The 14,591-nt window shown below is 58.0% G+C and carries 12 protein-coding genes; 9 read left to right on the plus strand and 3 right to left on the minus strand.

The genetic code is table 11. The annotated features are described in order from the left end of the window. Position 1 precedes the first annotated feature (1 nt). The gene (locus RB620_RS20595) at positions 2-229 is read left to right on the plus strand and encodes a YuzB family protein (RefSeq protein ID WP_308097568.1); all 228 of its coding nucleotides are present in this window, start codon (positions 2-4) and stop codon (positions 227-229) included. Between the two features lie 138 nt (positions 230-367). Then, the gene (locus tag RB620_RS20600; RefSeq protein ID WP_308097570.1) at positions 368-1,753 is read left to right on the plus strand and encodes a PDZ domain-containing protein; all 1,386 of its coding nucleotides are present in this window, start codon (positions 368-370) and stop codon (positions 1,751-1,753) included. Between the two features lie 457 nt (positions 1,754-2,210). On the opposite strand, the gene RB620_RS20605 is transcribed toward RB620_RS20600, so the two are convergent. Next, positions 2,211-4,262, minus strand: coding sequence for an LTA synthase family protein (locus RB620_RS20605; protein ID WP_308097572.1), 2,052 nt, complete (start codon positions 4,260-4,262; stop codon positions 2,211-2,213). After that, on the minus strand, positions 4,255-5,403 hold the full coding sequence (locus tag RB620_RS20610) for a THUMP domain-containing class I SAM-dependent RNA methyltransferase (protein WP_308097573.1): 1,149 nt from the start codon (positions 5,401-5,403) through the stop codon (positions 4,255-4,257). Before RB620_RS20610 ends, RB620_RS20605 begins: the two co-directional genes overlap by 8 nt. 163 nt (positions 5,404-5,566) lie before the next feature. Here RB620_RS20610 and RB620_RS20615 point away from each other — a divergent pair, with 163 nt between their 5' ends. Beyond that, a complete protein-coding gene (locus RB620_RS20615; RefSeq protein WP_308097574.1) occupies positions 5,567-6,208 on the plus strand; it encodes an O-methyltransferase in 642 nt (213 codons plus the stop codon). 83 nt (positions 6,209-6,291) lie between these two features. Here RB620_RS20615 and RB620_RS20620 read toward each other — a convergent pair whose 3' ends face one another. Beyond that, complete coding sequence (locus RB620_RS20620; protein WP_308097576.1) at positions 6,292-7,503, minus strand: MFS transporter; 1,212 nt, start codon at positions 7,501-7,503, stop codon at positions 6,292-6,294. A 166-nt stretch (positions 7,504-7,669) separates the two neighbouring features. Between RB620_RS20620 and hemE the strand changes: the two genes are divergently transcribed. The 6 genes from hemE (at position 7,670) to RB620_RS20650 (ending at position 14,473) form a co-directional block, all read left to right on the plus strand. Beyond that, positions 7,670-8,743 (plus strand): uroporphyrinogen decarboxylase, encoded by a 1,074-nt coding sequence (gene hemE, locus RB620_RS20625; RefSeq protein WP_308097578.1) that lies wholly within the window; start codon positions 7,670-7,672, stop codon positions 8,741-8,743. Beyond that, the gene (gene hemH, locus RB620_RS20630; RefSeq protein WP_308097580.1) at positions 8,733-9,671 is read left to right on the plus strand and encodes a ferrochelatase; all 939 of its coding nucleotides are present in this window, start codon (positions 8,733-8,735) and stop codon (positions 9,669-9,671) included. The genes hemE and hemH overlap by 11 nt, the downstream gene beginning before the upstream one ends. A gap of 202 nt (positions 9,672-9,873) precedes the next feature. Further along, complete coding sequence (gene hemG, locus RB620_RS20635; RefSeq protein WP_308097582.1) at positions 9,874-11,295, plus strand: protoporphyrinogen oxidase; 1,422 nt, start codon at positions 9,874-9,876, stop codon at positions 11,293-11,295. Between the two features lie 183 nt (positions 11,296-11,478). Then, entirely contained in the window at positions 11,479-12,786 is a 1,308-nt protein-coding gene (locus tag RB620_RS20640; protein WP_308097584.1) for a CapA family protein, read from the plus strand. A gap of 25 nt (positions 12,787-12,811) precedes the next feature. Further along, complete coding sequence (locus RB620_RS20645) at positions 12,812-13,579, plus strand: glycerophosphodiester phosphodiesterase (protein ID WP_374121441.1); 768 nt, start codon at positions 12,812-12,814, stop codon at positions 13,577-13,579. Positions 13,580-13,606: 27 nt separating this feature from the next. Continuing rightward, complete coding sequence (locus RB620_RS20650; protein ID WP_308097588.1) at positions 13,607-14,473, plus strand: DUF92 domain-containing protein; 867 nt, start codon at positions 13,607-13,609, stop codon at positions 14,471-14,473. The last annotated feature ends 118 nt before the right edge of the window (positions 14,474-14,591 follow it).

Genomic DNA, 14,591 nt, shown 5'->3' on the forward strand with positions numbered 1-14,591 from the left:
AATGGCTGCGAACGATATTAGAGTATGCGACAAGTGCAAGCACATGAGGATGAAGACGGCGGTAGCCAAGCTGGGAAAGCTGGCGCCGGATGCCGAAGTCCGCGTGGGCTGCAAGTCTTATTGCGGGCCTTGCGCCCGTTATGCATTCGTATTTATTAACGGTAGATACGTGAAAGGCGCTACGGAAGACGAAGCGATCGAGAAAGCGATGGTCTACTTGAAGAAGTAACGAGCGTAACATGTCATCCAGCGACGACGCAGCAACAAGAGACAGGGTACGCGACCGGCGAGCGGCCGGCGCGGCTGCTTTGTCTCTTTTGTTTTGGCCGGGTTGCCGCTGGATTATGCCGAAGGGACGGTTAAAGGGATGTCGGGCAATCGAAGGAAACCGAATGGGGCGAGGGCGTACCGGAGGTATTATATTGCGGGGTTGATCTTGGCGTTCGTCTATTTGGCCGCGGCGGAGTTGATCTGGGTCCCGGCTCCCGTAGTAACTAGAGGCGGGATGGAATGGATCGAGTGGATCGACTACTTGTTCTATGGTTTGTCGATCGTGCCGCTTTGCTGGTTCGCGGGGGCGCTGCGAAGACTGTTGTCAGGCGCGAGCGCCAGAGTCGCGCTGAGGACCGTCCGGGCGGCGCTCGCCATTGTAAGCGCGGCCGCCGCCGCAACGATCTGGTTCGCCGCGGAACGGCTGGAGCTGCAGCTTGCCGGCATTGCGGCCGGCGCTTTGTTATTGTTCGCGGATTTGCTTCTGAGCGAAATCGCGAGCGGGAGACGAATGCCGTGGGGGAGCATCGGGATGCTTGCCGGAACTTTGGCGCTGCTCGCGTTTATGGCATGGCCGACGTCGTACAACGTGACGTATCCGGGCATGACGATGAATTTGAACCGGTATGCCAAGGTCGAAGGCGGCGGGGGCGGCGGCGTCATCGACGGCGTGCTCGTGTTCGACCGCCCAGCCGTGCTGGCGGACAGGCTGTACGGCAGCCTGTTCCCGCAGTACCGGTTCGAGCCGATACCGGAGGACGAACCGCCGCTGTCGGAGACGTACGCCCAAGTCGTTGCGATGAAAAGCGACGCGAATCGCGTAGCCGCGGCGATCGCCATGGAGAAGGCGGGCATCGGCAATGGGGTCGTGCCGGACGGCGTGCGCATAATCGCCGTCGTCAAGGACAGCCCGGCCGATGGCGCGCTGCATGCAGGCGATGTGATCGAGGCGCTGAACGGGGAGAAGGTGGCGAAGGTGGAAGAGTTGGTCGCCATCATGGAAAACGCCGTGAAGGCTGGCGATATCGTTCAGGTATCGCTGCGACGCGGCGCGGAATCGGTTGACGTTGCCGTCGAGGCTGCCGCATCGGAGGATGACCCGAAACGGTCTGTCTTCGGAATCTCCGTTCAAACCGAGGTGAAGCTGGACACGCCGAGACAAGTTACGTTCAACGACTATATGGCGCATGTAGGCGGCCCTTCGCATGGCGCGATGCTTACGCTCGCGTTGATCGACCAGTTGACGCCCGGAGGCGTGACGGGAGGACTTCGCGTCGCGGGGACGGGCACGATCGAGCCCGACGGCTCCGTCGGCATGGTCGGCGGCGTGCCGCAGAAGGCGTTCGCCGTCAGCCGCACGAAAGCGGATGTGTTTTTTGTGCCGCGCGAAGGCGAGGAGGCGGCGAAGAGCGCCGCGCCCGGACTCCATATCGTAGCGGTTGACACGATCGACGACGTGCTCGGCTGGCTGGCGAGCCAATAGCGGCGGCGATTGCTGGCGAAACCGCGCGGCGGCGGGACGCCTTGAAACGCATTCCATCTCTTAACGGACACCAGCGCCGCTAATTGGTGTAAAAGAGGGCATTTCAAATCGTAACGGACTCCAGCGACGTAATTCACCTGTGAGGCGGCTCTAACCGATCAAACTCTCGAAATAACGGCATCTAGGTTCATTAGATTTCAAAAAGGGTGTTTTTTGATCAAATAACGTCGTACCTGTCCGTTAAGGGAAGCCCTCAATCCGTTTCTTACGGGTATTATCGTGGACTTGAACTTCTTGGGAATAGTCATACTTTTCAAGTCTGTTGGGAAATGATATCGATTAAAATATTTTAGTGTAAGACGGATCTATCAAGACACGATCGTTCAACAAAACAGCGGTAGTCATGGACGAGAAAATCAAGTCCTAGACTACCGCTGTTTTGTTCTTTTTCGTAGACTTATTTTTCACCCGACATCTGAATCGCCTCGACCGCGCCATTTTTCTTGAACGCCGGCAGCAGATCGCCCATGACGATCCGGTCCGACATCATAAGCTGAAGCTCGGCTTCCGCCGTCTTGGCCGCGCAGCTTGCCGTATCCAGCAGGCTGCCGTCGGCATTCTTGTAACATCGGCCGTTCGCGGGCAAGCCATCCTCGGAAGGCAAGTAGTGCATTTCGCCATCCGTCCAGGAGCCGTCGCGCTGAACGACCAGACGCTTCGTATCGTCCGATGCGGTCAACAACGGCATGCCGAGCATGTAGCTTCGGCTCGACGAGATGCCTAGCAGATGAAGCAGAGTCGGCGTCGTGTCCAGCTGGCCGCCGACCGTATCCCGGCTCCCGGCATATGCGCCGTCGGGCAGGTGGATCAGAAACGGAACCTTCTTGATGGTCTGCTCTTGCGCGAGCGGACTCGCCGTGTCGTCGATGAAGCGGTCGTACAAGCTCCAATCGGTAATCGAGCTGTCATGGTCGCCGTACAGCGCGAAAATCGTATTTTCCCATAACCCGTCGGCCTTCATGCGGGCAATCAGCTCGCCGAGCGCGGCATCCGCATAATGGACGGATTGCAAGTAATCGCCCATCATCGTCCCCTCGAGCTCTTCGACATCGAGCTTCTGTGAAGCTTTCGGTAGTTTGTAAGGATGATGGCTTGTCAGCGAGATGAGGAACGCATAAAACGGAACTCCGGCATCCCGCTTGGCAATGTAGTCCATGGATTGCCTATAAAACGACTTATCGCCGAGCGCCCAGCCGAGCCTCTCGTCCAGCTCGAAATGTTTCAGGCTATAAAACTGATCGTAATCCATATGGCCGTACATGACGTTGCGATTCCAGAATCCGCCCTGATAGGGATGGAAAACGTTTGCGGAGTACCCGTTATTCTTAAGCGTCTCCGGCAAACAATCGAAGTCGTGGGACGCGTATTGAATGAAGACGGATCCGCTCTTGAGCGGCTGCATGGAGCAGCTGGTCGCGAAGTCCGCGTCCGAAGTTCTTCCCTGCGCCGTCTGATGATAGAAGTTGTCGAAGTAGGCGCTCTCCTTGATCAGATCGTTTAACACCGGCGTAATTTCCCGGCCGCCGATCGAAGCGCCGATCATGAAGCTTTGCAGCGATTCAACCTGCACCATCAGCACATTGCTTCCGGCGTAAGCGCCGAACAGAGGATCGCTCTCCAGCCGGCCTCTCCGGTTGCCGAGCTCCTCGATCCATTGCTCCGTTTCCGACTTCTGCTCGGCGGTGACGGTCTCCGCTCCGAACCAGTTGACCTTAGCATACCGATAAATGTCGTAGCCGTGGAAGCCAAGCCCTCCGGCTACGTTGTAGATGGTCAGGTTCCAATAGTTTTTCTCGAATAATCCTTTGGCCCAAGTATCCGTCGCGTTGTTAAGGTTGACCGCAAACAGCATGAAGCCGATCGCGAATGCCGCGAGCCCGGAACCGATCCGCGCGAGCGGCTTCACCCAGGACAATTGGCGCGCCGACTTGGCCTCGCGCAATGTTTTGCGGCCTTTCCAGATAACGAATACGGCGTAAGGCAGGATGAAGATCATGTCCGCGAATAACCAGAAGTCGTAAGCGCTCAGCAAGGAAGAAATGCTTCCGCCGAGCGATTCCACTTGCCCGAGCTGAAGCAGCACCGGTACCGTGATCAAGTCTTGAAAGTAACGATAATAGATGACATCCGAATAGAGCAGGAACGACAGAATCAAATTCAGTGCGATCAGCGCCAGCAGGCGGCCGCGGGTCGGCAGCAGCAACGTCCAGCAGGCAAGCAGAAGCACGGCTCCCGTCTCGATGATTTTATCCGTCCTTGTCATGTCCATATATTGAACCGATAGCAGCGTCGAGAAAAAATAAAGCTTCCATACCATGGCGACCGTAAACAGCACGAAATCAACCGCGACCAGCCGGTCAAACCATTTCAAGCTCCATGCGAACAGGCGGCCAAACAAGGTGCGGTTCGGTGCAGCCAGTCGCTTATTGTTTCGGGAAACGTTAAACATGACTTCTCTCCCTCGGAGGGAGAGGGCCGAAAAACTGGTAGAAATCGCATTGGATGCGGCCGTTGAACAGTTTGCGTTTCTTGTCCGCTTGCCTTCCCATGTAATGCTCGACGAGCGTGGACGGACTTATGGCGAATACCGACCACGTCGGGTAATGTAGCGTTGTTAGCCCGAACTGGCGCAGCGCCGCTTCGGCTTCCTTATCGTCCCCGAGACGTTCGCCGTACGGAGGGTTCGTGATGATGACGCCATAATCGCCTATGGGTTTCGCCTTTGCGACGGGCAGAACGTTTACTTTAATATCCTTGGCGAAGCCGGCGCGCTTGATGGCGGCTTCGGCGATTTCGATCGCGTACGGATCGATATCGGAGCCCGCGATCTGCAGCGGGACATCGTCCCGGACGGAATCGTACGCTTCTTCGCGCGCATCGTCCCACATCTTGCGCGTTAGCCGCTGCCAGCCCTCGCTGTCGAAGCTGCGGCGCAGGCCCGGCGCGATGTTCCAGCCGATCATCGCGGCTTCGACGAGAATCGTGCCGGAGCCGCAGAACGGGTCGTAAAGCGGTCTCTCCGGCCGCCAGCGGCTAAGCTGGACGAGCGCGGCCGCCATCGTCTCGCGGATCGGCGCTTCGGTGGACGCAAGCCGGTAACCCCGCTTGTGCAGACCCGAACCCGACGTATCCAGCGTCAGCAGCGCTTCGTCGTTCAGCAACGTAATTTCGATCACGTATTTGCCGCCGTCCTCCGGGAACCATTCTGTGCCGTATTTCGCTTTGAGCGAATCGACGACGGCTTTCTTGACGACGCCTTGAACGGCGGGAACGCTGGTCAGCTGGGACTTATGCGATCTTCCGTTCACGGGAAATTCGCCGTCGGCCGGAATCCAATCCGGCCAGTCCAGCGCTTTCGTTCCTTCGAACAGCTCGTCGAAGGTCGTCGCCTTGAATCTGCCCATATTGATCAGAATACGGCCCGCGGAACGCAGCCATAGGTTCGTGCGGCATATATCCTCGGGCCCGCCTGTGAAGTTCACGCGTCCGTTTTCCGTACGCGTATCCTCGTACCCGAGCTCCTTCAGCTCGCGGGCCACGATAGCTTCAAGCCCCATGGGAGCGGTAGCGATTAATTGCAGTTTGCTCATTTTGTACACTCATTTCCGAATGGATTATAGATGGAACTCGTACTTAAATAGAAACGTTAGGTCCATTTCCCTGTTTCTTGTCACGTATCTCGTAAAAACGTACAATTAAGTATAGGACAAGTTATGGCGAATTTACAAATTGGAAATGGAGGGAATTGGAGAGATGTCAACGAACGAACATTATGTAGACGGACTGTACGAGGCGGACGCGGATTTGGAGCGGGTGAAGGCGGGCATCGCGGAGGCGGGCATGCCAGACATCTCGATCGCGGACGGATATGGCAGGCTGCTCACGCTGCTCGTGCGTATGAGCGGGGCGCGCAAAGTGCTGGAGATCGGGGCGCTCGGCGGATACAGCGGCATCTGCCTCGCGCGCGGGATTGATCAGCAGGAGGGCGGAGGTTCCCTCGTCTCGCTGGAGCTGCTCCAGCCTTACGCGGACGTTGCCGCGCGACATTTGGCGGAAGCCGGTTTCGGCGGCGTCGCGAACTTTATCGTCGGCGACGCGAAGGAAAGTTTGGTTCGCCTGAAGGAAGAAGGCCGCACGTTCGACTTCTTCTTCATCGACGCGGACAAGGAAGGTTACCCGGTTTACTTGGACTATGCGCTGCAGCTCGCGGAACCGGGAGCCGTCATCGTCGGCGACAACATTTTGCTGCGGGGACGCACGACGGACGACACGAAGCAGGGCCCGTCAGTGCAGGCGATCCGCGCGTTCAACGAGCGAATCGCGCGCGACGGACGTCTCGAAAGCACCGTCTTGCCAGGCTACGACGGCCTTGCCATCGCGAGGGTGCGGGGCTGAAGCGGCTCCGGCTATCAAACAAGGGATGTCCCAGCAAGCCAGATCAGGCTTGCCGGAACATCCCTTGTTTGATGCGGCCTCCGTTAACCGCCCGATGCGGGAAGCCGCCGTTTGAGCAACGTCTGCCATACCCAAACGCCGTTCAGCAGCATAAGCGCTCCGGACACCAGGAATAAGCCATGGATGCCGATATAGCCGGACAACGCGCCGCCGGCGATCGGACCGATCATGTTGCCGAGGCTTAGCGTGCTGCTGTTGAAGCTGTAGGCTCGGCTCTCCATGCCGTCCGGCGTATATTTCCGGATGAGTGAGTTGACCGCCGGGATCAATCCCCCGAGGAACAAGCCGAGTCCGAATCTGGCCAGCAGCAGCTGCCAAACGGTATCCGCCAGCGCCTGCGGAATAAAAGCGAGCGCCGCTCCGGCCAGCGAAACGGCAAGCACCTTTTCCGCGCCGATCCGGTCGCTAAGCTTGCCGAGCAGCGGCGAGGCGAACATGTTGGACAGCCCGGTGGCCGAACCGACGAAACCGGCGAGGAAAGCCAAGTTTTCCGTGGAGCCGTGCAGCTCTTGGACGTATAGCGGGATGAGCGTCATCGGGCTCATGTTCGCGAACTGGATGAGGAGCGTCACGCAGAATATAGCCATGAGCTGCGGAATGCGGCTGATCCGTTTCAGGCCATCGATGACGGAAGCTTGTACCCTCGTCGCGGCTTTGGTGAAATCAAACGATTCCTTCACGATGAGGAGGGCGAGCAAAGAGGCGACGAACAGCAGCGCGCCCGTCAAGTAGAAGATCGGGCGGTAACCGACCGCGTCCGCCAGCAATCCGCCGATGAGCGGGCCCAAGATGGTGCCCGCGATCGCGCCGGATTGAATGGAGCCCATCGCGAAGCCCATCCTTACTTTGGGCGTCGTCGCGGAGATAAGGGCGATGGAGGCCGGATTGAAGCCGGATATGGTGCCGTTCAGCATGCGCAAGAGCAGCAAGTGCCAGGGGCTCGTGGCGAACCCCATCAGCACCATGACGACGGCCATGCCGAAGCCGGAGCGGAGGAGCATCATTTTGCGTCCGTAACGGTCGGCGAGTTTCCCCCAGATGGGCTGGAAGATAAACGAAGTCACGAAGTTTCCCGCAAAAATGACGCCTGCCCAAACCCCGATCTCATGCGGATCGGAAAGCCCCAGCTCGAATTGCAAATAGAGGGTGAGGAACGGGATGATCATCGTCATGCCCGCCATGACGAGAAATTGCCCGAACCATAAGACGATTAGGTTTTTTTTCCACTGTTCCATACCGTTAGTATAACATAACCGCCCCTTCCTTTAACCGCCGCGGCCGGAAACGGAATCGCGATTGTCATACTATTGTCATAGGAAGAGACGGTCCGGCGGTTGTTAGGGTCCGGGAAAAAGGGCATAATGGAAAGCAGATGAAATTACATAGAAATGGGGAACGGGAATGTCTTATAACGACCGTTTCATTCGGGCAAGCCGGAAGGAACAAGTAGACCGAGTGCCGGTATGGTACATGAGGCAGGCGGGGCGGTACGATCCGGATTATCGCAAAATAAAAGAAAAATATTCGTTGCTTGAGATTTGCAAGCAGCCAGAACTCGCGGCGGAAGTAACGATGATGCCGATCCGCAAGCTGGGTGTGGATGCGGCTATTCTCTATTCCGACATTATGAATCCGGTTGCTTCGATCGGCATCGACTTCGACATCGTCGCGAACATCGGACCGGTTATCCATAACCCGATTAGATCCGCCGTAGACGTAGCCAAGCTGAAGCCGATCGACGTCGAGGGCGATCTTGGCCATGTGCTGGAGACGATCCGCATCCTAGACCGGGAGCTGGAAGTGCCGCTGATTACGTTCGCGGGCGCGCCGTTTACGATCGCCAGTTATTTGATAGAAGGCAGACCGTCCAAAAACTATCTCCGTACCAAAGAGCTGATGTACAGCGAACCGAAGGTTTGGCATGAGCTGATGCGGAAGCTGGGCGACATGGTCATCGCCTATTTGCGCGCGCATGTCGCTGCGGGCGGCAAAGCGTTCCAGCTGTTTGACAGCTGGGTTGGCGCGTTGTCTCCGGCGGACTTCCGGACGTTCGTATTGCCTACGATCGAAAGAATCTTCGCCGAGCTGTCGGACTTGCCGCAGCCGAAAATCTACTTCCCGGGCGTAAGCTCGGGCGAGCTGCTGCCGGAGCTTCGTGCGGTGCAGGCCGACGTGATCGGTCTGGACTGGCGCGTATCGATCGCGGAAGGCAGACGGAGACTGGATCGCCGCGTAGCGGTGCAAGGCAACCTCGATCCGACGATTCTGACGGCGCCGATGCCGGTTATCGAGTCCTATGCGGCTGAGATCATCGACCAAGGCATCTCGGAGCCGGGCTTTATTTTTAACTTGGGACACGGTTTGTTCCCGGAAGCAAGCCTCGAGAAGCTGGCCGAGCTGACTAAATTCATTCATTCGTATTCCGAGAAGGCGATTGCGGCCAGAAGCAAGGAGGAAGCGGGTTATGTCGGATAAAGCGAACAAGATCGGCGTACTCGTCATGTCTTACGGGACACCTGAATCGATGGACGACGTGGAAGCCTATTACACGCATATTAGACGCGGCCACCCGCCTACGCCGGAGCAGCTGGCGGAATTGACGGAACGGTATGAAGCGATCGTAGGCGGCGTTTTCCCGCTGCGGGAGAACACGAACAGCCAGGTTGCCGGCTTGCAGGACAAGCTGGAATCGACGGCGCCGGGACAATATGTTTGTTACCAAGGGTTGAAACACGCGAAACCTTATATCGAAGACGGAGTCGAAGCGATGGGCAAGGACGGCATCAAGCGCGCCGTCGCGATCGTGCTTGCTCCCCATTACTCGACGATGAGCATCGGCAGTTACATGAAACGGGCAAAAGAGAAGGCGGACGAGCTTGGCATCGAGCTTGCCATGGTCGAGAATTATCACCTGCATCCGAAGCTGCTGAAAGCATTAACGGAGCGCGTGCAAGACGGCTTGCAACGACTGTCTGCCACAAGCGGAGGCGAAACGGCCGTCCGAGTGCTGTTCAGCGCGCACAGCTTGCCTGAGAAAATAAGAGAGCTCGGCGATCCGTACGAGAAGCAGCTGATGGAAACGTCGGCGGCCGTGGCGGAAGCCGCAGGCGTGAAGGATTGGCAATTTACGTGGCAGAGCGCCGGCCGAACGAGAGAGCCTTGGCTCGGTCCGGACATTTTGGAAACGCTCGAGACGATTCGGGAAGAAGGAGTCAAAGCGGTACTCGTCGCGCCGGTCGGTTTCGTATCCGATCATTTGGAAGTGCTCTATGATTTGGACATCGAAGCCAAAGCGGAAGCCACGAAGCTCGATATGACGCTTGAACGCATCGCGATGCTGAACAAGGACCCGCTTTACATGGAGACATTGGCGGAATCCGTTGCTGCGGCGATGCCCGTTTAAATAAGAGTTCAAAAAGTTCGGTTTTCAGCACCGAGAAGATTGAATAAAGCTAGGAAATGAGGAACGGAACGTAGCAGAGCTACGTGAGCACCGGAAGTTCCGGCTGAATTCAAGATTCGATGTCGAGTAGGCTTCCTGGCATACTTCGTGATCAAAAGCGGACTTTTTGAACAACCTCTGTAAGGGGAAAGGAATGAATGAGATGCGGAGAACAGAAACGGTTGATCGAATTGTCATTATTGGCGGGGGGATCAGCGGACTGAGCTCCGCTTTTTATTTGCAGCGAGAAGCGGAGCGGCAAGGCAGGGAGCTGCATATCACGATCGTGGAAGGCGCTCCCGCCTTCGGGGGAAAGATCAATACGCTGCAGCGCGACGGGTTCGTCATCGAGAAGGGACCGGATTCCTTCCTGGCGCGCAAACAAGCCATCATCGACCTGGCCAAGGAGCTGGGTCTCGAGGGGGAATTGACGGCAACGAATCCGGCGGCCAAAAAAACGTACATCATGCACCGCAAAAAACTGTTCCCGATGCCCCCGGGACTCGTGCTCGGCATTCCGACCGAAATCGGGCCGTTCGCGAGAACGGGGTTGTTGTCGTGGAAAGGCAAATTTCGCGCGCTGCTCGACTTGTTCATTCCGGCGAAGCCCGCAAGCGGCGACGAATCGCTTGGCGGTTTCCTGGAGCGGCGAGTCGGCACGGAAGTGATGAGGCGCATCGCCGAGCCGCTGCTTGCCGGCATCTATGCGGGCGATCTGAAGAAGCTGAGCCTGCGAGCGACGTTCCCGCAATTCGGCGAGTCGGAGCGGAAGTTCGGGAGTTTGATCCGCGGCATGCAGCATAACCGCAAAGCGGCCGCGGCCGCAGCGTCTGCCGCGGCGAAGGGCACGACGTTTCTGACGTTTAAGGGCGGTCTCGGCTCACTGGTCGAAGCGTTGATCCATTCGCTGGAAGAGAGCGGCGTCGAGCTGCGCGCCGGCGCCAAGGTGGAGAGAATAGAGAAGCTAGAGCAAGGGTATTCGGTTGTGCTCGCGTCAGGAGACGAACTGCCAGCCGACCGGATCGTTATGACGGCGCCGGCTTTCGCGGCTGCCGACCTGTTAGAAGCGCATGCGGACTGCGGCGAGCTGCGCGGCGTCCGGTACGTCTCGGTCGCCAACGTCGTTATGGCTTTCGACAAGAAAACGTTCGGGCTTGATTTTGACGGATCAGGATTCGTTGTCCCCCGCTCGGAGGGACTTCATATTACGGCCTGCACATGGACGTCGAGCAAGTGGCTGCATTCCAGCCCGGAGGATAAGGTGCTTCTTCGTTGTTATGTCGGCCACTCGGAGGATCAGGAGAGCGTCAAGCTTCCCGATGATCGCTTGATCGCAGCCGTCCGGAGCGATATCAGGGAGACGATGGGCATTACGGCGGAGCCGCTATTTACCGAGATTACAAGACTCGACAACTCCATGCCGCAATATCCGGTCGGACACATCGAACGAATGAACGAATTGAGGAGCAGGCTGGCGGAACGTATGCCGGGCGTATGGGTGACGGGCGCGGCGTTCGATGGCGTCGGACTGCCGGACTGCATCCGCCAAGGGAAAGAAGCGGCGAAGGCCATACTCGAAATATAAGAAAGTATAAGTTTTCTCTATACTGTGCTTCTATTTCTCGGAATGAAACGCGCTGCTGCACCGCCAAAGGACGGCGACAGCCGTTTCACCTTGGCTAGCAAATCGCAGATAAGAGAATTATAGCTTTCGTTTACGAGATAAGAGATTGTATAATGAAGGAAAAACGGGCTAAGGAGTTTTCCCATGTCATTATCGAGATCCGAGTCTCGTCAGAGAGAGAAGCTTAACCGGAAGCAGAAGCAGCGCAGGTCGCTTAGTCTGTTCCTGATTTTGATTGGAAGCGCCATTGTCGTATTCGGCGCATGGCTGATGTTAAACGGCGGAGACGGAATCGGCGGGGGAGGCGGTAATCAGCCTTCGGACCTCGCCGCGAACGGAAATGTAGGTTCTAACGACCATGGTCCGGAGCAGAGTTCGGAAGCAGGCGATGGCAACGAAGATGGAGAGCCGTCGGCGCCAAACGATCCAACCGAGGAAGCGGGGCCAACGCCAACGACTGCGCCCGTAACGGACGAGACGGGAGTGGATGAAGGGCAAGCCGGCGAAGAGGAAGCCGTTTCGATGTCGTTCGTCGGCGATATGCTTCCCGGCGAATATTTGAACCCGCTCATGAAACAGAACGGATTCGATTATCCGTATCGCAACACGCTGCTTTACTTAAGCGAACCGGACATTACGGCGGGCAATCTCGAGCTTCCGATTACGCTGGGCGGAACTCCGATCATCGGTACGCCTTATGTTTACAAAGGCCATCCCGAGGCGCTGCCGGCGATCAAGGACGCGGGCTTCGATGTGCTAAGCCTCGCCAACAACCATGCGATGGATCAGGGCGTGGAAGGCATGCAGGATACGATCAAACACTTGAACGAGGCCGGGATCGGTTTTATGGGTACGGGCAGCAACGATAAGGAAGCGTTCAAGCCTCATATCGTGGAGGCCAAAGGACTGAAGGTCGCATTCGTCGGCATTAGCAGAGTCATACCGTACACCGAGCTGAAGGCGGATCGGAACACCCCGGGCATTGCGGAGACGTACGATACGACCCGCGCGGTCGCGTCGATTAGCGGCGCCAAGAAAAACGCGGATTTGGTCGTGGTTATGGTCCATTGGGGCGATGACGGCGCCGAACAGCCTGTCGATTACCAGAAAACTAACGCCAGGGCGTACATCGACGCCGGCGCGGATCTTGTCATCGGCGCGCATCCGCATGTCCTGCAAGGTTTCGAGATGTATAAAGGCAAATGGATCGCATACAGTTTAGGGAACTTTATTTTTTCGGTTTATCCGAAAGGGACGCAGGCGGAGACCGGCGTTCTGGATGCCGCATGCACGAGGCAGGGCGACTGCAAGCTCAAATTTAACCCAATGATCGTTATGGAAGGCCAGCCGACTCCGCTTCGTGGCGACAAAGCGGCAGCGATGCTCGATCGATTAACTTCCATTTCGCATGGAGCAAGGCTGGATCAAGAAGGTTATTTGGTAGCGGAGTAGTCGGAGGAAGGAAAGGAAGATGGGTATGCGAAATCCGTGCGTCGCGCATCGGGGCTGGTCTGGCCGCGCGCCGGAGAATACGATGGCTGCGATTCGGATGGCTTTGGAGGCGCCGGACGTAGAATGGATCGAAATCGACGTGCAGCTGACCAAGGATGGCGTACCGGTCGTCATCCACGATTATACGCTTCGGCGGACGACGAACGGGAGAGGGGAAGTGAAGAACTGGACGGCGGCCGAGCTGGCTTCGCTCGATGCCGGCTCCTGGTTCTCCTCCGCCTTTAAGGGCGAATCGATTCCGACGCTCGAAGAGGTGCTGAAGGAAGCCGAGGGACGCTGCAAGTTAAATATCGAACTGAAGACCGACGGGATTCGGTATCCGCATATCGAGGACAAAGTGTTGGCGTTGATCGCGGGGCATGGGCTGACGGACGATGTGGTCATCACTTCGTTCCATGTCGGGACGCTGCACCGTGTTCGCAAGCTGTCGAAGCGGATACGGACCGGGCTGATTCTGGACGGCTGGCGCGGCACTTTGATCGAAGAACTGAAGGAATTGGGCTGCGACTTCCTCTCCATCGGCTATGCGAGGCTGAACAAGGATCGGCTGGCGCTGCTGAAGGAAGCGGGCATTCAAGTTATGGCATGGACCGCGAATGACAAGCGGACGATACGCAAGCTTGCCGCGCTTGATCCGAATTTGCTCATTTGCACCAACTATCCCGACCGCTGGCGGGAAGCGACGGGGAGCGGCGGCAGGCCGGCGATGAACGGTTTTTTTCTGAATTTATAAAATCGAGCGGAATTTGGAGGATGTCCGATGGTAGGATGGATCGACGAATGGTGGCTCAGGCTGCTAGCCGGATTGGTCGGCAGCGGCCTTTGCGCGATCGCGGCGTATAAGCTGCGGTCGTTATCGGCGTCAGGCGCCTGGTCGGCCGTCGCGATGGGGACGGGGTTCGTCGCGCTTGGCGAACCCGTATGGTTTGGTTTGTTGGCCGCGTTTTTTGTCTCTTCGAGCCTATGGTCGAAGTGGAAGCGTAAAGCCCGGGCGAAAGCTTCGGCTGAAGCGAAGTATGCCAAAGGCGGACGTCGGGACGCCGGCCAAGTGTGGGCGAACGGGGGCGCAGGCTTGGCGTTATGCGCCGCGCATGCGATCTGGCCCCATGAGGGCTGGCTATTCGCTTTCATCGGCGTCATGGCGGCCGTGAACGCGGATACGTGGGCCACCGAGATCGGGGCCCTAAGCCGGACCGCGCCGCGATCGGTGACGAGCGGCAAGCGGGTCGAACCCGGCACGAGCGGCGGGGTGACGCCGCTCGGCAGCGCAGCAGCGCTGGCGGGCGCCGCGTTCATCGGCGCCGCGGCCGCGCTGCTACTGAGCCCGTCGCTCGCGGGCGATAGCGCCGCGGGCGAGGGCTTGGCCGCGTCAGCTCCGGCGGCGATGGTCATCGCCGTCGCGGCCGCGGCCGGCCTGGCCGGGGCGTTCGCCGACTCCTTGCTCGGCGCAACCGGCCAGGCCATGTATCGCTGCCGGGTCTGCGGCAGCGAGACGGAGCGCGCCGCGCATTGCGGCACCGCGGCGCGGCACGAGCGCGGCTTCGCCGCGCTGACCAACGACAGGGTGAACCTCCTGTCGTCGCTTTTCGCAGGCCTGCTCGCTTACGCGCTCGGTCTGCTGCTCTAACTAGCCGTACTCCAAAAAAAAGTCCCGGAGCCGACTTCAACGTCGGTTTCCGGGACTTTTTTCATTTATACGAATCGAATCGCAGCTTCTCCAAGCAAGCCAAGGGTGGCGCCAGCCG

The sequence above is a fragment of the Paenibacillus sp. LHD-117 genome (genome assembly GCF_030929555.1).
In the GTDB taxonomy this organism is placed as follows: domain Bacteria; phylum Bacillota; class Bacilli; order Paenibacillales; family Paenibacillaceae; genus Pristimantibacillus.

Bases quoted from the DNA above. Each gene is read 5' to 3' on its own strand.
- hemE (WP_308097578.1), top strand. From the start codon at position 7,670: ATGTCTTATAACGACCGTTTCATTCGGGCAAGCCGGAAGGAACAAGTA.
- hemH (WP_308097580.1), top strand. From the start codon at position 8,733: ATGTCGGATAAAGCGAACAAGATCGGCGTACTCGTCATGTCTTACGGG.
- RB620_RS20600 (WP_308097570.1), top strand. From the start codon at position 368: ATGTCGGGCAATCGAAGGAAACCGAATGGGGCGAGGGCGTACCGGAGG.
- RB620_RS20645 (WP_374121441.1), top strand. From the start codon at position 12,812: ATGCGAAATCCGTGCGTCGCGCATCGGGGCTGGTCTGGCCGCGCGCCG.
- RB620_RS20650 (WP_308097588.1), top strand. From the start codon at position 13,607: ATGGTAGGATGGATCGACGAATGGTGGCTCAGGCTGCTAGCCGGATTG.
- RB620_RS20640 (WP_308097584.1), top strand. From the start codon at position 11,479: ATGTCATTATCGAGATCCGAGTCTCGTCAGAGAGAGAAGCTTAACCGG.
- hemG (WP_308097582.1), top strand. From the start codon at position 9,874: ATGCGGAGAACAGAAACGGTTGATCGAATTGTCATTATTGGCGGGGGG.
- RB620_RS20610 (WP_308097573.1), bottom strand. From the start codon at position 5,403: ATGAGCAAACTGCAATTAATCGCTACCGCTCCCATGGGGCTTGAAGCT.
- RB620_RS20620 (WP_308097576.1), bottom strand. From the start codon at position 7,503: ATGGAACAGTGGAAAAAAAACCTAATCGTCTTATGGTTCGGGCAATTT.
- RB620_RS20605 (WP_308097572.1), bottom strand. From the start codon at position 4,262: ATGTTTAACGTTTCCCGAAACAATAAGCGACTGGCTGCACCGAACCGC.
- RB620_RS20615 (WP_308097574.1), top strand. From the start codon at position 5,567: ATGTCAACGAACGAACATTATGTAGACGGACTGTACGAGGCGGACGCG.
- RB620_RS20595 (WP_308097568.1), top strand. From the start codon at position 2: ATGGCTGCGAACGATATTAGAGTATGCGACAAGTGCAAGCACATGAGG.